The following is a 21,343-nucleotide window of genomic DNA, read 5'->3' on the forward strand; positions in this document are numbered from 1 at the left end:
TGGCGTCTCAGGGTGGGAGGCGCGTGGCCGTCACGGCGATGCAGCGCAGGAAGCGCGTGGCTGTCACGGCGATGGCGATGGCGAACATCGCCTTGAACAGTTTCATGGCCGCCTCGTGTGTCCCGAAGGCCGAGACGAGGACCCCGCCGAGAGGCGCGGCCAGGCACACGGCGCCGTACACCGCGAGCCGGTGGACGCTCGTGACCCGCGCGAGCTTGCTCCTGTCGACGGCGTGGATCTCGAAGCTCCTGATGGCGACGTTGTTGCGTGCTCCGGTGTATCCGGTCATCAGCGTCGCCAGGCCGAAGAAGAGGGGGTGCTCGCCGAGTGCCGCCAGAGACAGGGCGAACACCCAGATCCACATCTGGGTGAACAGCATGGCGCGTCTTGGCTTCACGCTGGGGGCGAAACTCGACCCCAGCACCCCGCCCACGCCCCCGGCCGCCAGGACCAGCCCGACCTCCAGCGGGGACAGGTTCGCCGAACCCGCGATGAAGATCATGATGAGGGTGTTGACCATCAGGTTGGTGACGGTGGTCAGCGCCATGGCCCTGCGGAGAAACCGATGCCTGGCCAGTTCCCTGACCCCGTCGACCATCTCCGCCAGCAGCGCGCGGCCGGCCAGCTCTCTGACGCCGCTTGCTATCTGCCTGAAGGCGTGTGCCTGCCGGTGCCGTCTTCCGCCGGGCGTCTCCCCCTCGGACGTCTGGCCGAGCAGGCAGAGCGTCGACGTGAGGAACAGCACCGCGTCCAGTGCGAACGGCACCGCGTGCGCGATCCCGAACAGCAGTCCTCCCAGTGGCCTGCCCGCCAGGACCGCGATGTGAGCGCCGGTCTCGCTCCTCGCCATCGCCCTGGTCACCTGTTCCTCAAGGACGAGGGAGGGCAGCAGCGCCGTCTCTGCCAGAGTGTAGAAAACCCACAGGGTCCCCTCCAGGAAGGCCGCGGCCAGCACGTGCGGCATCGACGGCACTCCGAGAACGAACGCGAGGAGCAGGCTGGTGACCGCCAGGCCGCGGAAGGTCTCGGTGAACAACATGAGCGAGCGCGGGTCCACCCTGTCGACCAGGACACCCGCGGGAACGTAGAAGAGCAGGATCGGCAGGGTCAGGGTGAAGCTGGCCCAGCCCGCCAGCGCCGGCGAGCCGGTCAGCGCCAGGGCCAGCAGGGGATAGGCGACGCCCAAGGTGCGAGAGCTCACGGAGGAGAAGATCGATCCCGCCCAGACACGGGTGAAGGCCGCGTTCCTTAACCGCAGCGGGTTCTGCTTGCCTCCAGGCGCAGGCGTCTTCTCGTGCTGTGTTTCTACGGGTGCCGGTGCCTCTGTCCGTCCTGACCCGTTCGAGGTCTCCGCGCCCTTCCCGGGTTCCGCCCCCACAGTGCGCTCGTCCTCTGTTCCCGTCCGCGCCGTTGGGGGACAGCCCACAGGCGCAGCGGTGGGAGGGACCACACTGACTTCCCTTTTCAGAAAAATGATGACGGTTTTTGCACGAGCGATTACCGGGGCCTGAGGAAAACCGGCCCCGGTGCGTTTCACATCGTGTGAGGCGTTCAGCAGCATAGCGCTGAAGAGAACGCCGAGGTGCAAGATCAACTGGTCTGCCGGGCGACCGTCCGGATCAGCTGGGCAGCTGGGCGTCCAAACGGTAGCCGTCGACCGTGACGTACACCTGGTCGCCGGGGCGCGCGTTCAGGCGCATCAGCACCGGCTGCAGGGAGTCGAAGACCGGGTGGTCCCGCCAGACCAGCACCACCGCGTTGTCGCCGGGACCGGTGACCGACAGCAGCGTGCCGGGGCGCATGCCGAGCTGGGTTGCGTACCCTTCGGGCACCGCGACCGGCCCGCCCCGCAGGTGCTCGCTGGTCACCTCGATGCGCTGCCAGCGGCTCGGGTCGGTCGTCGGACTGGTCGGAGGGTGGAGCGGGGCGCGCTGGCTGGTGATCAGGTGGGGCCTGGTGTTGCCGCCCGACAGGGCGGACAACGTGGCCAGGGCCGCGCGGGGGTCGATGGAGCTGGTGTTCACCTGCGGGATCGGCTGGCCGCCTCTGTGGTGGTGGCCGTTCGCCCCCGGAGTACGGCGCGGCAGTTGCTTGGTGACGGTCTCCGGGGCCTCCTGGGCGGCGGCGCCCTGGGAGTCGGCGCTCGCGGCGAGCGCGTCGAGCCAGGCCTGCGCGGAGTGGGTGCGGATGCCGAGCCGCTGCTCCATCAGCGAGAAGGTCTCGGCGTCGGCCGGTTTGCCTCCCAGGAGCTGTCGGGTACGGTCCCGCAGGCCTCCCAGGTCGCCGACGACGAGCCAGCCGTCCTGCAGCCGCCGGTCCGGCATGAGCGTGACCAGCACCCGCCAGAGCGGGGTGCGCAGCGTGGGCACCTCGACGGGGTGGGCGGGGTCGGCGCCGACGAGCTGATCCTGGGTCGCCGCGGCGCCCAGCCACTCGGTGAGCCCGAACATGTGGCCGGTGAGCGGGGCCGACTCCGAAGAGCGCAGCCAGAGCAGGATGCGTTCCTCGGCGGCGCGCTGGGCGGTGGAGAGGGCGCTGAGGTCGGCGTTGAGCTTGTGCGCGAGGGCGCGCAGGCTGATCGGGTCGACGGCGAACAGCCGCTCGACGGCCACCGCGCGTTCGAGCGGGTTCCAGTCGCGGAACATGTTGTCCACCAGGCCGACCAGCGGGTAGTCGCTGAGCTTGATCGGCGCCTGCTGGGGCTCGGGAGCCTGCGCCTGCTGCGGCACCGGCGCCTGCTGGGGCACGGACGGTGCCTGCGGCTGCGGCTGCTGCTGCGGCTCGGCGGGCGCGGGCGCCTCGGCGGCGGGCTGCGCGGCCTGGGCGGGCTGCTCGACGCCGGGGATCTGGCTGAGCACCTCGCGGAACACCGCGGTCATCACGACCTCGGGAGCGGTGGGCAGCGAGGAGCCGCCCAGGTCACCCGCGGTCAGGCGGCGAAGCCTGGACCAGCCGCCGATCCCGCTGATGGCCGTGCGGGCGGGCTCTGGCCAGCCGGGAAGGGTGGCATCGACCGTGTGCACATGCAACGCGGGCAGCACGTCGCTCAGCGGCAGGTGGTCCCAGCGGGACACCGAGAGCCGGGCCAGCCGGTCGCAGACCCAGTCGAGCCCGGCCGTGTTGAGGGCCTTGGGCAGGGCGACCGACGACCACCACCCGGCGGGCAGGCGGGGATCGGCCAGGGCTTCGGCGACCTGCTGGGCTCTGCTCCAGCGCAGGGCTGGGACCAGATCGCTCAGGCAGATCGATGACTCGGCATCCATCGGCGGACCGCAACCTCCCCAAAGTGACGCATGTGGCTAATGGTGCAGCCTACGCCGCAAGCTATCAATTGGTGTTAAGAGGGTAAAGCTGGTTGGTACCCAAATCGGACGCGAGAATGCGAGGACGGCCGCCGACCGCTGTCACGGCCTCGGCTCCGGCCCGGCGTCCCGTGTCCAGCGCGGCCTCGTCGTCAGCCCCTCTCAGCAGGGCGGTCAACAGACCGGCGGCGAACGCGTCACCCGCTCCCGTTGAGTCAATCACCTCGGTGGCGAGTCCGGGAACCCGTGCGGTCAACTTTCCTTCCCTGGCCATCAGGGCGCCGTGTGAGCCGAGCTTCACGGCCGCGGCGCCGTACCGGCGGCTCAGTTTCTCGGCCGCGCCCTCCGCGGAGGGCGCGCCGGTCAGCAGCAGGGCCTCGTCCAGGTTCGGGATGACCAGCTGGGCGGCCAGGGTCTCCCTGATGAATCGTTCGGTGCCAAATGAGCGCAGGAAGCCGGTCGAGGCCGGGTCGACGCTGATCGTCACACCGCGCCTTGAGGCCTCCGCCAGGGCCAGCCGGGACAGCTGAAGTCCCGGCTCGGCGAACAGCGTGTAGCCGGACAGATGCAGGTGGCCGACCCCGTCGAGCAGGCCCTCGTCCCAGTCGTCGGCGCAGATGTGGCCGCCCGCGCCGCGGTTGGTGAGCATGGAACGTTCTCCGGTCGGGTCGACCATGGCGATGACCACGGCGGTCGGCCGCTCCGGGTCGACCCGCAGGTGCGCCCTGACCCCGCTGCGGCGCAGCTCGGCGGCGTGCCACTCCCCGGTGTCGAAGCCGACCTTGGTCAGAATCCGCGCGTCCGCGCCCAGGTGGGCCGCCCAGGAGGCGGTGTTGGCTCCTGAGCCGCCGGGACGCAGCACGATGTCGGCCGTGGTGTCCGTCCCCACGGCCAGCCCCGCCAGCGCCGGTCCCTCGTGAAGCGCGACGACGTCGGTGACGACGTCACCGATGACCAGCAGGCCCGTTCCGGTCACGGCCGCCTCAGTTTCCCCGGCTCCACGACGCCGCGATCTGCCCGGCGACGCGGACGTTGCCGCGCACGGCGGCCAGGTTCGCCTCAAGCGAGGCGCCGCCTGTGCCCCTGACCAGGTAGCCCAGCAGGAACGGCGTGATGGCCTGTCCCGTGACCTTCTGTCGCTCCGCCGCCGCGAGGGCCTCGGCCAGGACCCGGTCGTGCAGGGCGGGGTCGAGCTGCTCGTCCACCGGAACCGGGTTGGCCACGATCAGCGCCGTCTCCGGGCCGCCGAACGCGTCCTGGGCCCGCATGATCTCCGCGGCCTCCGCGGCCGTCTCGATCCGCCAGTCGACAGGCTCGCCCGAGGTGTGCAGGTAGAAGCCGGGGAACTCGTCGGTGCGGAACCCCGCGACGCTGACACCGCGGGTCTCGAGGCGCTGCAGGGTCGCGGGCACGTCCAGGATCGACTTCACGCCCGCGCAGACGACGGTGATGCGGGTACGGCTCAGCATGTCGAGGTCGGCGGACTCGTCCTGGCTCGTGGTCCACTCGCGGTGCACGCCACCGAGCCCCCCGGTCGCGAAGATCCGGATGCCCGCCCTGGCGGCCAGGAACGAGGTCGCGGAGACCGTGGTCGCCCCGCTGACCCCGAGCGCCGCGGCGGCGGGCAGGTCGCGGAAGCCGAGCTTGCGCAGGCCAGGCTCGGTGGCGATCCGCTTCAGGCCGTCCCTGTCCAGGCCGATACGTGCCACGCCGTCCAGTACCGCGATCGTCGCGGGCACCGCCCCCGTCTCGCGGACGATCTCCTCAAGCTCTGCCGCGACCTCCAGGTTGCGGGGCTGGGGGAGACCGTGCGAGATGATCGTGGACTCCAGTGCCACGACAGGAGCTCCCTGCTCCAGTGCCTCGGCCACCTCGTCGGACAGGCGGAGCAGGCTGTCGATGGGCTGGTGGGTGGTACGCATGAGCGGGTTCTGTCTCCTCGTCCGGGCCAGATGGATGCCCTGTGAAACGGGGTAAAGAGGCTGCTTGTTCCAGAAAGAGCACGTTACGGGGGTTACCGGATGGCGTCTACTTGGAGATCAGCCGAGGGCGGCGACGCCGATCAGTGAGATCGCGCCGATGACAGTGGTGGCCACCCCGCCGAGCACCAGCGAGCGCCCGCCTCGGACCAGCTCCCTGAGGTTGACGCCCGTCCCCAGCGCGAAGAGCGCGGCGGCGAGCGACAATCCCGTCACCTGAGGGAGCATCTGGGTGACCCCGGCGGGCACCACGCCCAGGCTCCTGATCGTGACGGTCGCAAGGAACCCCAGCACGAACAGCGGCACCACCGGCGGGCGCCGTCCCGTTCCCGGTTCCCCGGCCCGCGTCGTGAGGTCCCCGGCAGGCGCGTCGCCGGGTTCACCTGCGGGCTTCGCCGCGGTGCGGGAGGCGGCGGTACGGCGCAGCGCGATGGAGGTGAGGGCCACGATCGGGGCGAGCAGCACAACCCTGGCCAGTTTGACCACGACCGCGCTCGCCAGCACCCCCGCCCCCGCGGCCGCGCCAACGGCCGCCACCTGGGCGACCTCGTGAACCGAGGCGCCCGCCCACACGCCGAGCTGGTGCGGGGTCAGGCCCAGGAGCCGTGCGAGCACCGGCAGCGCGACGAGCGCGGCGCTGCCGTACAGGACGACCACGCCGACCGCGCTCGCCACGTCGTCGTCGTCGCTGTCGGCGACCTCGTGCATGGCGGCCACCGCCGCGGCCCCGCAGATCGAGACTCCGGTCGCGATGAGCAGCGATCTACGGGGGCTCACCCCGATCCGCGGTCCGAGCCACCGGGTGGCCAGGAACGTGCAGGCGGTGGAGACGGCGATCAGCGCCAGGGCTCGCCAGCCGAGCGCCAGCACCTCGGGCAGGGCGATCTGCAGCCCGAGCATCACGATTGCCAGGCGGAGCAGCCTGCGGCTCGCGAACCGCAGCCCGGCGCCGAACGCCGGACGCAAGCCTCCGAGGTTGGTCAGCGCGACCCCCAGGACCACCGCGAGCACGGCCGCGCTCACCCCGGGGAGCATGCGGCTCACCCACAGGGACGCGGTCACGGCGGCGGCCGTCAGGGCGAGCCCGGGAGCGAGGGCGCGGGCCCCCCGCGCGGCCCGTGCCCAGGCCCTCTCCCGCCGCGCTCTCCGCGGCGCCTTCCCGTGCGCCTCCTCACGCGCGTCCCACGGGGTAGGCGCGTCCGTGCCTCCCGGGGCGCGGGTGGTTTCACCGGGGGTGAGGTCCGGCGAATCCACCCTGTGGAGCCGCCGGGTCTTCGAACCGGCCGCGCCCGCGTGGCGGGAGCCGGAAGGCAGGTGGCGGGGGCCGGAAGGCGGGGAGAGGGTCATGCTTCGAGTCTCGAAGCGGGCAAAGGCGGCCGGTAGGCGCCATCTCCCTGGAAGGTCATAGCCTAGAGCTATGAGCGATCTGCCCGACCTGGAGTCCCTGCGGTTGCTCGTCGACGTGGACCGCCTGGGCAGCCTCGGCCAGGCGGCCAGGGCCGCGGGCATCGCCCAGCCGTCGGCGAGCAAACGGATCGCGCTGCTGGAACGCCGCCTCGGGCTCCCCCTGCTCGAACGCACCCCACGCGGTTCCACGCTCACCCCGCAGGGCGTGATGGTCGCGGCCTGGGCGTCGCAGGTGCTGGCGGCGGCACAGGAGCTCATGCGCGGCGCGGAGGCGGTACGGCACGGCAGGGAGGCCCACCTGCACATCGCGGCCAGCATGACCGTGGCCGAGTACCTCCTGCCGCGCTGGCTCGGGGAACTACAGAGCCGTGAACCCCAGGTGCAGGTCGGGCTCGATGTGCAGAACTCGGCGGAGGTCGCCAGGCTGGTCGGCGGCGGCATCGAACTCGGCATCGAACTCGGCTTCGTCGAGGGGCCGTCGGTCCCGCAGGGGCTCGCCTCCCGGGTGGTCGCGACGGACCGTCTCGTCGTCGTGGTCGCGCCCGGCCATCCGTGGGCGCGGCGCCGTACGGCGCTGCTGGCCGCGGAGCTGGCCGCGACCCCGCTGGTCGTGCGTGAGCGGGGCTCGGGAACCCGCGAGACCCTGGACCGCGCGCTTGCGGGGCACGAGGTCGCCGCGCCCCGCCTCGAGCTGGGCTCGAACGCCGCGGTCAAGGGGGCGGCCAGCGAGGGGGCCGCCCCGGCCGTGCTCAGCGGGTACGCCGTCGCGGGGGAACTGGCCACCGGCCGCCTGATCGAGGTCCAGACCCGGGGCATCGACCTCGAACGCCGCCTGCGCGCCGTCTGGCGGCGTGGCCGGACTCCCACAGGACCCGCCGCCACCCTGCTGAGGATCACCCTCTCCGCGACTTCCGCGACGCGGGAGTGACCCGGGAGGGCACGAGCGGTCCGGGAGGGAGGCGTGGTCTGAGATCTTTCCCCGCCGCGGGCGGATGCGGCCGGACCTTTCCCGCTCGGCAGGGAAGTGAACCGAGTGGCAGGTATAGACCGTTTTGTCTTCTTCGCTATATGGTGCGGGGCATGTTGGCTTCTGAGAAGTCGAGCGTGCTCTGTCCTGAGCCGCACTGGCAGAGCGGGCTCTGACCCGGGGACCGGTCCCCTGTCGACCCCCAGAGACCCGGGATGCCTCGTGTTCCGTTCCCGCTATGACGTAGTGATCGCCGGAGGCGGCCACAACGGCCTGGTCGCCGCCGCCTACCTCGCCCGCGCGGGCCGCCGGGTCCTCGTGCTGGAGCGCCTGGACCACGTGGGCGGCCTGGCGGTGTCCGCGCGGGTGTTCCCCGGCGTCGACGCGAGGCTCTCGCGCTACTCCTACCTGGTCAGCCTGCTGCCCGCGAGAATCGTCGCCGACCTCGGGCTCGGGATCGAGCTGCGCCGCCGTCGTTACGCCTCCTACACCCCGGTGGGGGACACCGGCCTGCTGGTGGACAACGGTGACGCGGGCCGTACCGCCGCCTCGTTCGCCCAGGTCACCGGCGGCTCCACCGAGCTGGAGGCGTGGCGGCGTTTCTACGCCATGACCACGGAGGTCGCGCGCAGGGTCGCCCCGACCCTCCTGGAACCCCTCGTCGACCGCGCCGCGATGCGAGACCTGGTCGGCGGCGAGGCGTGGCGAGAGCTGTTCGAACGGCCGATCGGCGAGGTCGTGGACGAGCGGTTCGCCGACGACACCGTCCGCGGGGTGGTGCTCACCGACGCCCTGATCGGCACCTTCACCGACCCCGGGGACCAGGGGCTGCTGGCCAACCGCTGCCTGCTCTACCACGTGATCGGCGACGGGACCGGTGACTGGAACGTCCCGGTCGGCGGCATGGGCGCCGTGTCCGGCGCGCTCGCCGACGCCGCCCGCGCGGCCGGGGCCGAGATCCTGACCGGCGCCGAGGTCGTCGGCGTCGACCCGTCGGGGGAGGTCGCCTTCCGCGACGCGGCGGGGGAGCACGCGGTCACGGGCGAGCGGATCCTGGCCAACGTGCCGCCCGCCGTACTGGCCCGCCTGCTGGGGGCGGGCACGCCAGAGCCGGAGGGTGCCCAGCTCAAGGTCAACATGGTGCTGTCACGGCTGCCCCGGCTCAGGGACGCGCGGGTCGATCCGGCGGCGGCCTTCAGCGGCACCTTCCACATCAACGAGGGCCGCGACCAGCTCGCCCGCGCACACGCGGAGGCGTCGGCGGGACGCATCCCCGAGCTGCCTCCCGCCGAGGTCTACTGCCACTCGCTGACCGATCCGTCCATCGTCGGCGCGGGCCTGCGCGCCTCGGGAGCCCAGACGATGACCCTGTTCGGGCTGCACATGCCCGCCAGGCTGTTCCGCGACGACCCGGAGGGGGCCAGGGAGGCGGCGCTGCGGGCCACCCTGGCCTCGATGAACCGGGTGCTGGCCGAGCCGATCGAGGACTGCCTGATGCGCGCCCCCGACGGCACCCCGTGCCTGGAGGCGAAAACCCCGGTCGACCTGGAGACGGAGGCGGGCCTGCCCGGCGGTCACATCTTCCACCGCGACCTGTCGTGGCCGTACGGCGAGCCGGGACGCTGGGGCGTCGAGACCGCCTTCGAGCGGATCCTGCTCTGCGGCGCCGGTGCCCTGCGCGGCGGCGGGGTCAGCGGCATCCCCGGGCACAACGCCGCGATGGCGCTACTGACCTGAGGCGAGCTTCATCGCGACGGTCAGTGCCGTCGCGGCCCGTTCCTCGTCGGATATGTCCAGGCCCAGGAGGAACGGGGCATTGCCCAGGATGAGCGCGATGACCGCGAGCCTCGCCTCGAACTGCCGGGTCAGATCGTCCTCAGGCCGCGCCAGCACCGAGACGATCTTCATCATGCGGTGCCGCATCTGCTCGCCGGCCGGAAGGTCGGACATGACGGCCTGGTTGACCTGGGTGAACCTGATGAGCGGTCGCCACCGGTCCTCGAGGAGCACCGCTATCCGGGCCAGTATCACCTTTCTGGCTGCGTCCGTGTGCGGCTGGGCGCCCGCCCACTCAACGAGCTCGTCGATCGAGTGGTTCAGGTCCTCGATGACACCGTTGAGGATGTCCTCCTTCGCCTTGAAGTGGTAGTAGAGCGCGGGCCTGGTGATCTGCAGCCGTTCCGCGACCTCCCGCAACGAGGTCTTCTCGTATCCCCGCTCCGCGAACAGCTCCAGCGCGACCTGCTGGATCCGTTGCCGGGTATCGCTGCGCCGGGCATTCATCGCCGTTCCGCCGTTCCCTGTTTCGTGTCGTGCTTGACGGCCGGTGCAGGCTAACTTACTTTCATGTAAGTAAGTGGAATGACCGGCCTGTGAGGAGCAACCTTATGGCTCAGAGCTTTCCCATTCCCCGTGGCTGCCCGTTCGCCCCTCCGGCGGAGTACGGGAGCCTCCGCGAGGAGGCGCCCCTGGTCAGGACGCGGCTGCCCGGCGGCGACGTCTGGCTGGTGACCCGGCACGCCGAGGCGCAGCAGGTGCTCACCGACCCCCGGATCAGCACCAACCCCGCGACCCCGGGCCACCCGATGGCCGCCTTCTCCGAACGGCCGCCCTCCGAGGAGGAACGGCAGGCCAGGGCGAAATTCCAGGTGGGCCAGTTCATCGACATGGACCCGCCGGAGCACGACGTCTACCGGCGGATGCTGATCCCCGAGTTCACCGTCAGGCGGGTCAGGGAGATGCGTCCCGGCATCCAGGAGGTGACCGACCGGCTCATCGGCGACCTGCTCAAGCAGGGCTCGACCGCCGACCTCGTCGAGGCGTTCGGGCTGGCCCTGCCGTCGCTGGTGATCTGCAGGCTTCTCGGAGTCCCCTACGCCGACCACGACTTCTTCCAGTCCAGGACCCGCAGGATGATCGAGGCGAACATCGGCGCCGAGGAGTCCATGACCGCGTTCGCGGAGATCTGGGAGTATCTCGACGGCCTGATCACCCAGGCCGAGCGAGAGCCGGGGGACAACCTCGTCGGGCGGCTGGTGACCGCGCGCCGGGAGACCGGCGAGCTCTCCCACGAGGCGCTGGTCGGAATGACGTTCCTGCTGCTGGTCGCGGGCCACGAGACCACCGCGAACATGATCCCGCTGGGCGTCCTGACGCTGCTGCGCGACCCGGGCCAGCTCGCCGCGCTGCGTGCCGACCCCGAGGGCTGGCCACTGGCCGTCGAGGAACTGCTGAGATATCACTCGATCGTCGACTGGATCGCCTTCGACCGGGTCGCGACCGAGGACATGGAGATCGGTGGCCAGGCCGTGCGGGCGGGAGAGGGCATGTTCGTGCTCGGTGCCTCGGCCAACCGCGACCCCCGCGTCTTCGAGCGCCCCGACGAGCTGGACCTGCGGCGCGGCGCTCGCAACCACCTGGCGTTCGGGTACGGCGTGCACCAGTGCCTTGGTCAGAACCTCGCCCGCGCCGAGCTGGAGATCGCCTACCGTACGCTCTTCGAGCGGATCCCCACCCTGCGCGTCGTCGGGCAGGACGACGAGCTGCCGTTCAAGTACGACGGCGTGATCTTCGGCATGCGGGCGCTCCCCGTGACGTGGTGACCGTCAGAGACGAAGGCAGGGGCGGGAGCACGGGCGGGGACGGGGACGGGCACGTCCGAGGGTGTTCATGGGGTTCTCATGATGAGCCTCTACCGTGGGGGCATGGGCGATGGTGAGGCGGCGCGGGTGCTGGTCGTGGACGACGAGCCCGCGCTCAGGGAGGCGCTGCAGAGCAGCCTGGAGTTCGAGGGATACCGGGTCGGCCTGGCCGAGGACGGCCAGGCCGCGCTTGAGGTGCTGGGGCGGGAGCCGTACGAGCTGGTCCTGCTCGATGTGATGATGCCCAGGCTGGACGGGCTGACCGCCTGCCGCAGGCTCAGGGCCGGAGGCAACCACGTGCCGGTGCTGATGCTCACCGCCCGCGACGCGGTCGGCGACCGGGTCTCCGGGCTGGACGCGGGGGCCGACGACTACCTGGTCAAGCCGTTCGAGCTCGACGAGCTGCTGGCCAGGGTCAGAGCGCTGCTGCGGCGCGGGGCCCTGGCCGCGTCCGCGGCGGGCGACGGCACGGACGACGACGTGCTGGTCTACGGCGATCTGCGGATGGACACCGGCAGCCGGGAGGTCACCAGGGCGGGCGAGCCGCTCGAGCTGACCAGGACCGAGTACCTCCTGCTCGAGCTGTTCATGGTCCATCCCCGCCAGGTGCTCACCCGTGAGCAGATCCTCAGCCAGGTCTGGGGCTTCGACTTCGAGCCCTCGTCCAACTCCCTCGACGTCTACGTCATGTACCTTCGCCGCAAGACCGAGAGCGCGGGACGGCCCCGCCTGATCCACACCGTCCGCGGCGTCGGCTACGTGCTGCGGACCTCCTGATGCGGCCCTCCCGATGAGGAAACGCCACTCCCTGCGCTCCCGGCTCACCGTCCTGATCGCGGTGGCCGTGGCCCTGGCCATCGCGGCCTGCGCCGGGACCTGCTGGCTCATCGTCCGCAACCAGCTCTACGCCCAGGTCGAGCGGACGCTCCAGCGACACCCCAGGGGAGTCGGCGGCCCGCCCGGGGAGGGGCCGCCGATGGACCGGGACGTCGACAGGCTCGTCACGCTGTGCGCGGCGGGGCAGACGTCCCCCGAGGGAGGCGACGGGCTGCGCCCCTTCCTGCCCCTGGTGCAGCTCGTCTACACGAACGGCAGGCGGTGCGTGCTCGGCCAGACGGCGGTCGTGGTGACCCGGGCCGACAGAATCGTCGCCGAGGGCGCGCCCGGCGGCGCCGGGCTGCGCGACGGTGTCACCGACGACGGCGACCCGGTGATGGTGCGGACGGAGAACGTCGCGCCCGGTGTCGCGATGATGGAGTCGCGGTCGCTGACCCAGATCGAGTCGACGCTGACCTGGCTGGCCGGGATCCTGGCGGGGGTCGCCGCGCTCGGCGTCCTGGGCGCGGCCCTGGCGGGCCTGCTCATCTCCCGTACGGCGCTGCGCCCGGTCGGCCGCCTGGCCGAGGCCGTGGAGCACGTCGCCAGGACCGAGGACCTCGACACCCGCATCCCGATCGAGGGAACCGACGAGATCGCCAGGCTCGGCACCTCCTTCAACGCGATGACCACCGCGCTGGCCGCCTCCCGCGAGCGCCAGCGGAGGCTGATCGCCGACGCGGGGCACGAGCTGCGCACCCCGCTCACCAGCCTGCGCACCAACATCGACCTGCTGCTGCGCAGCGAGAACACCGGGCGCCCGCTCGACCCCGCCCCGAAGCGCAGGCTGCTGGCCAGCCTCAAGGCCCAGTTCGAGGAGATGTCCACGCTGGTCGGGGACCTGCTCCAGCTCTCGCGCTCGGAGAGCGAGCACGAACCGCACGTCGAGGTCGCCTTCCACGAGGTGGTCGGGGCCGCGGTGCGCAGGGCCGCGCTCCGCGCCCAGGAGACCTCGATAGAGGTCGACCTTGAGCCGTGGTACGTGCGAGGAGACCAGGCCGCCCTTGAGCGGGCCGTGGTCAACCTGCTCGACAACGCGGTGAAGTTCTCCGCGGGCTCGGTCGTCGTACGGCTCGGCGGCGGCGAGCTGACCGTCAGGGACCACGGTCCCGGAATCGCGGAGGAGGAGCTGCCCTACGTCTTCGACCGCTTCTGGCGGTCGTCGTCGGCGCGGAGCATGCCGGGCTCGGGGCTGGGACTGGCCATCGTGGCGCAGGCCGTACGGGAGGCGGGGGGAGAGGTCACCCTGGAGAACGCGGAGGGCGGCGGCACCCTGGCCAGGATGCGGCTGCCCGGCTCCGCCGTCAGGGCCTGACGGTAAGGCCGTCCCTTTCGTAGTGATTTTTCGGTTATATCAAGCTATTTCACGCCACTCTTGGATCCGCTGGTTTTCTCACCGGCTGTTAATGAGCGGCTCAGGATCACTCAAGATCACTTGATGAGCCTGGGGCCATGAGAGATCTGAGGCGTCATCCATGGGGGACAGCGTGAAGCAGATGGCCGCGCCCGTGCGCACCCGGCTGGTCGAGATCGTGATACCCGTGTACAACGAGCAGCGCGTGCTCGCGGAGAGCGTCCGGCGCCTGCACGCCTACCTCACGGGCACCTTTCCCTACGGCTTCCGCATCACGATCGCCGACAACGCCAGCACCGACGCCACCTGGCAGATCGCCACCGGCCTCGGCAGGGAACTGTCCCACGTGAACGCCGTCCACCTGGACGAGAAGGGACGCGGGCGGGCTCTGCGCAAGGTGTGGTCCTCCAGCGACGCCGACGTGGTCTCCTACATGGACGTCGACCTCTCGACCGATCTGGACGCCTTCCTGCCGCTGGTGGCCCCCCTGCTGTCCGGCCACAGCGACCTGGCCATCGGCACCCGCCTGTCCAGGGGCGCGAACGTCGTCAGAGGCCCGAAGCGGGAGTTCATCTCACGGACCTACAACCTGCTGCTGCGCTCGGCCATGGGCGCCCGCTTCTCCGACGCCCAGTGCGGGTTCAAGGCGGCGCGCACCGAGATCGTCCAGGCGCTGCTGCCCGCCGTCGAGGACGAGGAGTGGTTCTTCGACACCGAGCTGCTGCTTCTGGCGGAAAGGCACGGCCTGCGCATCCACGAGGTGCCCGTCGACTGGGTCGACGACCCGGACAGCCGGGTGGACATCCTCAGGACGGTGCGGGACGACCTGAAGGGGATGGCCAGGGTCGCGCGCAAGGCACTGTCGGGCGCGGCCAGGATCCCGGTCCCGCCGCGCGTCCAGCGGGCCCAGCTGCCCACCGGCATGGGCCGCCAGCTGCCCAGCTTCGCGGTGATCGGCGTGCTCTGCACCCTGGCCCACCTGGGGCTGTTCGTGCTCCTGCGGACGGGGATGTCCGCCGTGGCCGCCAACGCGGTGGCCCTGTTCGTCACCGCCGTGGCCAACACCGCGGCCAACCGCCGCTTCACCTTCGGCGTCACCGGCCGCACCGGCGCCCTGCGCCACCAGCTCGAAGGCGGCATGGCCTTCCTCATCGGCCTGCTGCTGAGCACCGGCGGCCTGGCCCTGCTCGGCTACCTCCTGCCGGAGGCGTCGGCGACCGCCCAGGTCGCCGCGGTCGTCGTCGCCAACGCCCTGGCGACCCTGGTCCGCTTCCTGCTGATGCGCACCTGGGTCTTCAATCCGCGCCGAGTGAAGGGAACAGGCCGATGACCACTCTGGGACACGACCCCTCCCTCGCCGAAGAAACGGCCCCGGCCGCGACCACGAGAGGGGAGGGCACGGGACCGCGCGCCGCCGTGCGCAGGGCGCTGCTCGGCGCCCCCGGCGACCCCCGGTGGGCACGCCCGGCCCTGTGGGCGGTCCTCGCGCTGGCCGCGGTCCTCCACCTGTGGGCGCTCGGGCGCAACGGCTACGCCAACTCCTACTACTCGGCGGCCATCCTGTCGGGCACCCGGAGCTGGAAGGCGTTCTTCTTCGGAGCCCTGGACGCCGGGTCGTTCATCACCGTCGACAAGCCGCCGCTCGCGCTGTGGGTGATGGGGATCTCCGCGCGGATCTTCGGGTTCGGGACGTGGAGCATGCTCCTGCCCCAGGCCGTCGCGGGCGTCGCCGCCGTCGGCGTGGTGCACTCGGCCGTACGGCGCGCGCTGCCCGGCACCCCAGGCCACGCGGCCGGGCTGGTCGCGGCGCTGGTGATGACGCTGACCCCGATCACGGTGGCGATCAACCGGGACAACAACCCCGACACCGTCCTGGTGCTGCTGCTGGTCCTGGCGGCCTGGTTCTGCCAGGAGGCGATCCGCACCGGGCGGACGCGCGCCCTCGTCCTGTCGGCCGTCCTCGTCGGCCTCGCCTTCAACACCAAGATGCTCCAGGCCTATCTGGTGCTCCCGGCCTTCGCCCTCGTCTACCTCGCCACGGCCCCCGGCACGGTGCCGCGCCGTCTCGGCCGCCTGCTCGCCGCGGGGGCCGCGCTCGTGGTCTCCAGCGCCTGGTGGATGGTGGTCGTCGACCTGTGGCCCGCCTTGAGCCGCCCCTACATCGGCGGCAGCACGGACAACTCCGTCTGGGACCTGGTCATCGGCTACAACGGCCTCGGCCGTGTCCTCGGCCAGAACGTCACCGGCGGCGGGCGCGGCGGCTTCGGCGGGGGAGCGGGGTTCGGCGGCGAGTCAGGGGCCGGGCGCCTGTTCAACGAGGTCATGGCAGGGCAGATCTCCTGGCTGCTGCCCTTCGCGGCCGTCGCCCTCGTCGCAGGGCTGGTGCTGACCGCCCGCCGCCCCCTCCGCGAGACCCGCGTGGCGCTGCTGCTGTGGGGCGGCTGGCTCGTGGTCCACTACGTGGTGTTCAGCTTCTCCAGCGGCACCTTCCACCCGTACTACTCAACCGCCATGGCTCCGGCTGTCGCGGCGCTGACCGGTCTCGGCGGGGTGCTGATGTGGCGGGCCCACCGGGAGTCCCCTGCCTGGGTGTGGGTGCTGCCCGCGGCCTTCGCCGTCACCGGAGCGTGGTCCTTCATGGTGCTCCGCCGTACCCCTGAGTTCGTGCCCTGGCTGGCGTGGGCGGTCGCGGGAACGGCGGCGGTCGCGGCGGCCGGACTGCTCCTGGCCGGGCCTGGACGGGTTCTCGCCCGGCGTTTCTCGGTGGTCGCACTGGTCGCCGGGCTGGTCGCCGGACTCGCGGGTCCCACGGCCTACGCCCTGACTCCGCTCGGCTCAGCGGTCAACGGCACCAACCCCACCGCGGGCCCCGAGGGAAGCGGCGGCTTCGGCGGCATGCGGGGACCCGGCGGGATGCCCGGCGGAATGCGGGGCGGCCTGCCCGGCGCCGGTGAGGGCGGTCTTCCCGAAGGCGGTTTCCCCGAGGGATTCCCCGGCGACGGGGCGGGCGGCCGGTACCCGGGCCAGGGTGGCCCCGGCGGCGGCATGCGCGGCGGGTTCGGTGGCCCCGGCGGGGGCGTGAGCGAGCAGATGATCGCCTTCCTGAGAAAGAACATGGGCGGTGCGACCTGGTTGGTCGCGGTGAGCAGCGCGCAGAGCGCCTCGTCGGTCATTCTGTCGACCGGCCTGCCTGTCATCGCCATGGGCGGTTTCACCGGCAGCGACCCGGCCATGACCGTCGACCGGCTCAAAGGACTCGTCGCCTCCGGCGAACTCCGCTATGTGATCCCCGGCGGTGACCGGGGCGGCCCCGACGCGGGTGGCTCGGAGGTGAACACCTGGGTGCAGGCCAACTGCACCGCCGTCGCCGCGGCCGAGTACGGCGGCACTCAGGACGGCCAGTCGCTCTACCGCTGCGGCTGAAACGCGGTCCGAACCTGGCGGAAAGCTATTGACTGAACGGCTAGTCAGTAGTATTGAAGTCGCAGAGCCGCGCTGCTGTAGTCTTGCGCAGTGCAAAGCGGAGGAGGGGCGCGCGGCAGCCGCGCGGACCAGGCGGACCAGCGCCGGGCGGAGCTGCTCGAAGCCGCCCGGCGGGTCGTGCTGGAGCGCGGGCTGGCCAGCACCCGCGTCGCGGACATCGCCAGGGCGACCAATGTGAGCGGTGGTCTGATCCACTATCACTTCGCCACCAAGGACGACCTCATCACCGAGATGCTCCGCAGCACCAGCGAGTCGGAGATCCACCGGCTGAGGGAGATCGTCGCGGAGCCGGGGACCGCCGTCGAGCGGCTCGACCGCGTTCTGCGCTTCTACATCCCGGCGTCCCGCTCCGACCAGAGCTGGATCCTCTGGCTCGACGCCTGGGCCGTCGGGGTGCGCGAGGCGCACGTCCGGGTGATCCTGCTCGAACTTGAGGGCGCCTGGATCGAGATCCTGGCAGGGGTGATCACACAGGGCGTCGCGGCGGGCGAGTTCGCCTGCGACGACCCCCAGGGGGCGGCCGAGCGGATCGACGGGATGCTCGACGGCCTGGTGGTCCGCTACACCCTGCACGCGGGCAACATGTCCCGGGGCAGGCTGCTGCACCACGCCAGGGTCGCCACCGCCCGCGAGGTCGGCCTGGACCCCGCGACCTTCGAGGATCGCCCTCCCGTTTCCGAGAGCTGACCTCGCGCCCGCCGGGACCGGCTCGCCCACTCCGGCGTGCTGACGGCCGCAGGGCGGCCGTCAGCCAAGGACCGGGTAGTTGCTGCGGAACACGTTGCGGGGGTCGCGGGCCCGCTTGACGCCGCGCAGCCGGGCCAGGACGTCGCCGGGGAAGGCCGCGGCCGCCCGCTCCCCGACCCCCAGGAAGGTGTACGGCTTACGACCGCTGGTGTACGGCACCAGCGCGCCCGCGATCTCCTTCTGCCGGGTCTCGGCGGCGGCGACGGCCTCCGCTGTCGGCGTGACGCCGATCATGTAGAGCGAGTAGGGCTCGGACAGGTGGCCGCAGGCCCCGCCGCCGGGCACGGGACGGGCCAGCGCCCCGCCCAGATGACGGATCTGCAGACTGAGCAGCGGGGCGATGGGGTCGGTCAGCAGCACCTCGGCCGCCGCGTCGTCCAGGCCGGTCAGCAACTCGGCGTGGCCGACGCCGGAGGTCGGCTCGGTCGGCTCCGCGCAGATGTCCCCCAGGTTGGCGACCGCCAGCGGTCTGCGGGTGTCGTCGGTCATCCCGCCGATCTCCTCGAAGCGGCGCAGCAGGGCCCGCCCCTCGCCCGCCTCTCCCAGGAAAGCGGTGTCGATCGCGACCAGCGCCTTGCCGCGCAGGGCGTCGGGGAGGAAGGGGAGCGGCGGGAAGTCCAGCAGGTTGAACCAGACGGCGAGCTCCTCGGGGGCCTCCGCGGTGACCTCCCTGAAGGCGGCCAGCACCTCGCGGGCCCGTTCCGCGGGCCATATCAGGCGACCGCCGTACAGGTGGGGAGCGGGGTACAGGTCGAACTCCAGAGCCGTCACCAGCGCGAAGTCGCCGCCACCGCCACGCAGCGCCCAGAACAGCTCGGCATCCGAGTCTGCGGTCACCCTGGTCATGACGCCCTCGGCGTCAACGACGTCGAAGGCGCGGACACTGTCGGCGGCCAGCCCGTGACGGCGGCTGAACCAGCTCAGCCCGCCGCCGAGGGTGTATCCGACCACGTTGGGCACGGGCGAGCTGCCCGCGAGCCCGGTCAGGCCGTGGGGGCTCGCGGCGGACAGCACCTCGCTCCACCGCACGCCCGCGCCCACCCTGGCGGTTCGCTGTCCGGGCCGGATCTCGACGCCGCCGAGCCGTCCGGTGCGCAGCAGGATCACGCCTTCCACGGCGCCGGTCGCTCCGTGGCCGCTCGGCTGTGCGGAGACGGACAGTCCGGCCAGGCGGGCGTAGCGGACCAGCGCCGCCACGTCGGCGGCGTCCTCGGCCTCGACCACGGCCAGGACGGGCTGGTCGACCACGAGGCTCCATGGCCGCCTGGCCTGATCGAAGGTGTCGTCACCCGAGACCAGCACCTGTCCCTTGACCGCGCGTCGCAGGTCGTTCCCGATGGTCATGATTTCTCCCCTTGGTCGGTTTCCTCACTCTGTCGCGCCGGATTTGAGCGCGACTTGGGATTCGTTTGAGGCCGTCCTCAAGTCGGGGATGGACGCCGTCCGGCGGCCATGGCCGGTTACGGACACTTTCTCTGCGCGGCGCTGAAAACACGGAGGGTGAGCAAGGCTTGTCGCGTCGGTCTCCGGTGCGGGTCCGGGGCGATCTCATGGGAGACGGAAATGAGTGCTCTTCGGACGTTGCGGGTGAAGAGCGCCCTGTCCGCACTGGTGATCCTGACCGCGGGAACGACCGCGAGCGCGACCGCGGCGAACACGCGGGCGGGCGACCGGAACTGTGATCCGTGGGCCTTCTGCGTCCGCGCGTCCGACGACGGCGAAGACTGGGACGCCTCCGGCGCAGCGGCGTCCGGCCCGCCCGCCGCCGGGCGGGGGCGACTCGGCGGCCGCGCCTGGTCGGTGGGGGACATCAGCGGCGACACGTGGTGCCTGTACTCACACCCCCGTCACCAGGACGGGATCACCGAGATCCTCGGCGGCCACGTCGGCAATCTCGAACAGTGGGTCAGGGAGCGGGGCGTCCGGTCGCTGAGGTCCTGCTGAGCGGGGCCGACGGCGGTGCGGAGATCAGGCGGGCATCGCGGCGAGCAGGAAGGCCAGACGTGCGGCGGCGTCCTCGATGTTGTCGGCACTGCCGAGCCGGTAACCCCACGAGGTGATGAATCCACCGTCCTGGGAGCATGTCACGGTCTCGGTCAGCGTGCTGCTGAAGCGGTTGCGGACGGACACGTATGCGGGATCGTCGAACGAGACCCTCTGCACGGCCAGATCGGCATGCCGCCGCGCCGCCGCGGCGAACCTTTCGAGACAAGACAGCGTGTCCAGCATCGTGTGTCACCTCCGTCTCGACAGAGAATTGCACGATCTTGGGAGGTTAATCAAGCAATTGCGGATACTAATCCGAGGATTGTTTTGTGAAATCCTCCAACACCCTGACGATCACCGCCCTGGCGTCCTCCCGGAAGGCCGCGACCTCGCAGAACTCCTCAAAGCTCCGCTCGTAGAACGTGATGTCCTCGGGGTCACGCAGGATCAGATCACGGGTCCTCGTCGGCACCGCGACCTGGCTCCTGTCGTAGATCCAGAAGCCGTTGATCGGCGCGGACGGCAGCTGGGTCTCGAAGGGGAGCACCCCGAACTCCACGTTCGGCAGCGCGATGACCGCGAGCAGCCGGTCGAGTTGGCCGCACATCACGTCCGGCGGTGCCAGCCGGTAGCGCAGCGCGGCCTCGGACATGATGAACCTGAACTTCCTGCTCTGGTCGTAAAGGATCTCCTGACGCCGCATCCGCACCCTGATGGCGGCGTCGACCTCGTCGGGCGCGTTGTACAGGCGCTTGATCCGGGTGAAGATGCTCCTGGCGTACTCGGTGGTCTGCAGCAGGCCGATGATCACTCCGGGTTCGACCACCCGGAACATCATGGTCCGCGACTCCAGGTCACGGATGTCCTCCTGTAGCGCCGCCAGGCCGCTGCGGTGCCGCTGCCGCCAGGAGTCCTGGCGTTCCAGTAGGGCCGAGGCCTGCTCGACCAGTTCCTCGACGACCTCGGGGGCGGCCTCGACGGCCTGCCCCCAGAGGGTGACGTCGTCCTCGGTGGCGGTCTGACGTGCGTTCTCGATCCGGGAGACCTTGGACGGCTGCCATCTCAGCCGTTCGGCCAGCTCTTTTCCGGACAGGTGTGCCGCCTCGCGCAGTTGCCGGAGCTGGGCGCCCAGCTCCGTGCGGCCCTGCTGGAACTCGCTCACCCGATCTCTCCTTCGCGGGCCAACCCGGGCGCGGTGCCTCCGTGCCCGCCGGCTTGTCCGCTCCGTGCGTTCGCCCAATCCTCCGCATGGTGCGCATGAGGGTAGACCGAGCAGGCGGATCATGCCATAGCTGACCCCTCAATCGTGATCAATATGTACGGCAAGCACCCGGCGGGCGATATCGGAGAGTAGTTCCCGGGGAACCTCGACCGCCGTCTCGCCCTCCAGGACGTGGCGGAGATCGGACAGGGCCTCGGTGTCGACGACCCGGAGTCCCTGAACCACGATGGTGCCGCGATCGGTCTCGTAGAGGGAGGGGCAGGCGCCCGCCTCCGAAGTGGAGCCGAGAAACCGCAAGCGCATGACTGATTCCTTCCCCGATCCAGCATCTTCGTGCAATTGCACGCAATACTAGAGTTTGGAAGGTTGCAGGAGGGTT

Annotated in this window: 19 protein-coding genes; 9 read left to right on the forward strand and 10 right to left on the reverse strand. The window is 71.2% G+C overall.

Features of this window, described 5'->3' with window-relative positions; translation table 11 throughout:
* Window positions 1-7: 7 nt before the first annotated feature.
* The 5 genes from AB0395_RS13740 to AB0395_RS13760 form a co-directional block, all read right to left on the reverse strand.
* On the reverse strand, window positions 8-1,561 hold the full coding sequence (locus tag AB0395_RS13740; protein WP_366280448.1) for an MFS transporter: 1,554 nt from the start codon (window positions 1,559-1,561) through the stop codon (window positions 8-10).
* Between the two features lie 58 nt (window positions 1,562-1,619).
* Window positions 1,620-3,263: a hypothetical protein gene (locus AB0395_RS13745; RefSeq protein WP_366280450.1), complete on the reverse strand. Its 1,644-nt coding sequence runs from the start codon at window positions 3,261-3,263 to the stop codon at window positions 1,620-1,622.
* A 64-nt stretch (window positions 3,264-3,327) separates the two neighbouring features.
* Complete coding sequence (locus tag AB0395_RS13750) at window positions 3,328-4,278, reverse strand: sugar kinase (protein ID WP_366280452.1); 951 nt, start codon at window positions 4,276-4,278, stop codon at window positions 3,328-3,330.
* A 7-nt stretch (window positions 4,279-4,285) separates the two neighbouring features.
* The gene (locus tag AB0395_RS13755; RefSeq protein ID WP_366280454.1) at window positions 4,286-5,224 is read right to left on the reverse strand and encodes a pseudouridine-5'-phosphate glycosidase; all 939 of its coding nucleotides are present in this window, start codon (window positions 5,222-5,224) and stop codon (window positions 4,286-4,288) included.
* A 117-nt stretch (window positions 5,225-5,341) separates the two neighbouring features.
* Window positions 5,342-6,628 carry a putative sulfate exporter family transporter gene (locus AB0395_RS13760; RefSeq protein ID WP_366280456.1) on the reverse strand — a complete coding sequence of 429 codons (1,287 nt, stop codon included), beginning with the start codon at window positions 6,626-6,628 and terminating at the stop codon, window positions 5,342-5,344.
* Window positions 6,629-6,698: 70 nt separating this feature from the next.
* Between AB0395_RS13760 and AB0395_RS13765 the strand changes: the two genes are divergently transcribed.
* On the forward strand, window positions 6,699-7,616 hold the full coding sequence (locus AB0395_RS13765) for a LysR family transcriptional regulator (protein ID WP_366280458.1): 918 nt from the start codon (window positions 6,699-6,701) through the stop codon (window positions 7,614-7,616).
* A gap of 261 nt (window positions 7,617-7,877) precedes the next feature.
* Window positions 7,878-9,392: an NAD(P)/FAD-dependent oxidoreductase gene (locus AB0395_RS13770; protein ID WP_366280459.1), complete on the forward strand. Its 1,515-nt coding sequence runs from the start codon at window positions 7,878-7,880 to the stop codon at window positions 9,390-9,392.
* On the opposite strand, the gene AB0395_RS13775 is transcribed toward AB0395_RS13770, so the two are convergent.
* Window positions 9,381-9,938, reverse strand: coding sequence for a helix-turn-helix domain-containing protein (locus AB0395_RS13775; protein WP_366280461.1), 558 nt, complete (start codon window positions 9,936-9,938; stop codon window positions 9,381-9,383). The genes AB0395_RS13770 and AB0395_RS13775 overlap by 12 nt on opposite strands.
* A 104-nt stretch (window positions 9,939-10,042) precedes the next feature.
* Here AB0395_RS13775 and AB0395_RS13780 point away from each other — a divergent pair, with 104 nt between their 5' ends.
* From AB0395_RS13780 to AB0395_RS13805, 6 genes are all read left to right on the forward strand, one after another.
* Window positions 10,043-11,257, forward strand: a complete 1,215-nt coding sequence (locus AB0395_RS13780; RefSeq protein WP_366280463.1) for a cytochrome P450 — start codon at window positions 10,043-10,045, stop codon at window positions 11,255-11,257.
* 102 nt (window positions 11,258-11,359) lie between these two features.
* Window positions 11,360-12,073, forward strand: a complete 714-nt coding sequence (locus tag AB0395_RS13785; RefSeq protein WP_366280465.1) for a response regulator transcription factor — start codon at window positions 11,360-11,362, stop codon at window positions 12,071-12,073.
* 13 nt (window positions 12,074-12,086) lie between these two features.
* Window positions 12,087-13,487: a HAMP domain-containing sensor histidine kinase gene (locus AB0395_RS13790; RefSeq protein WP_366280467.1), complete on the forward strand. Its 1,401-nt coding sequence runs from the start codon at window positions 12,087-12,089 to the stop codon at window positions 13,485-13,487.
* 160 nt (window positions 13,488-13,647) lie between these two features.
* The gene (locus AB0395_RS13795) at window positions 13,648-14,856 is read left to right on the forward strand and encodes a bifunctional glycosyltransferase family 2/GtrA family protein (RefSeq protein WP_366280469.1); all 1,209 of its coding nucleotides are present in this window, start codon (window positions 13,648-13,650) and stop codon (window positions 14,854-14,856) included.
* On the forward strand, window positions 14,853-16,949 hold the full coding sequence (locus AB0395_RS13800; RefSeq protein ID WP_366280470.1) for a glycosyltransferase family 39 protein: 2,097 nt from the start codon (window positions 14,853-14,855) through the stop codon (window positions 16,947-16,949). Before AB0395_RS13795 ends, AB0395_RS13800 begins: the two co-directional genes overlap by 4 nt.
* A gap of 90 nt (window positions 16,950-17,039) precedes the next feature.
* Window positions 17,040-17,696 (forward strand): TetR/AcrR family transcriptional regulator, encoded by a 657-nt coding sequence (locus AB0395_RS13805; RefSeq protein WP_366280472.1) that lies wholly within the window; start codon window positions 17,040-17,042, stop codon window positions 17,694-17,696.
* A 60-nt stretch (window positions 17,697-17,756) separates the two neighbouring features.
* Here the strand turns inward: AB0395_RS13805 and AB0395_RS13810 are convergent, their stop codons facing one another.
* The gene (locus AB0395_RS13810) at window positions 17,757-19,100 is read right to left on the reverse strand and encodes an FAD-binding oxidoreductase (RefSeq protein ID WP_366280474.1); all 1,344 of its coding nucleotides are present in this window, start codon (window positions 19,098-19,100) and stop codon (window positions 17,757-17,759) included.
* Between the two features lie 219 nt (window positions 19,101-19,319).
* Here AB0395_RS13810 and AB0395_RS13815 point away from each other — a divergent pair, with 219 nt between their 5' ends.
* Complete coding sequence (locus tag AB0395_RS13815; RefSeq protein WP_366280476.1) at window positions 19,320-19,700, forward strand: hypothetical protein; 381 nt, start codon at window positions 19,320-19,322, stop codon at window positions 19,698-19,700.
* 24 nt (window positions 19,701-19,724) lie between these two features.
* On the opposite strand, the gene AB0395_RS13820 is transcribed toward AB0395_RS13815, so the two are convergent.
* The 3 genes from AB0395_RS13820 to AB0395_RS13830 all read right to left on the reverse strand — a co-directional run bounded on the left by AB0395_RS13820 (window position 19,725) and on the right by AB0395_RS13830 (window position 21,267).
* Window positions 19,725-19,985 (reverse strand): hypothetical protein, encoded by a 261-nt coding sequence (locus tag AB0395_RS13820; RefSeq protein WP_366280478.1) that lies wholly within the window; start codon window positions 19,983-19,985, stop codon window positions 19,725-19,727.
* A gap of 67 nt (window positions 19,986-20,052) precedes the next feature.
* Window positions 20,053-20,904, reverse strand: a complete 852-nt coding sequence (locus AB0395_RS13825) for a helix-turn-helix transcriptional regulator (protein ID WP_366280480.1) — start codon at window positions 20,902-20,904, stop codon at window positions 20,053-20,055.
* Window positions 20,905-21,042: 138 nt separating this feature from the next.
* Window positions 21,043-21,267: a hypothetical protein gene (locus tag AB0395_RS13830; protein ID WP_366280482.1), complete on the reverse strand. Its 225-nt coding sequence runs from the start codon at window positions 21,265-21,267 to the stop codon at window positions 21,043-21,045.
* Window positions 21,268-21,343: the final 76 nt, after the last annotated feature.

It is taken from the genome of Streptosporangium sp. NPDC051023 (genome assembly GCF_040689595.1).
GTDB lineage: Bacteria > Actinomycetota > Actinomycetes > Streptosporangiales > Streptosporangiaceae > Streptosporangium.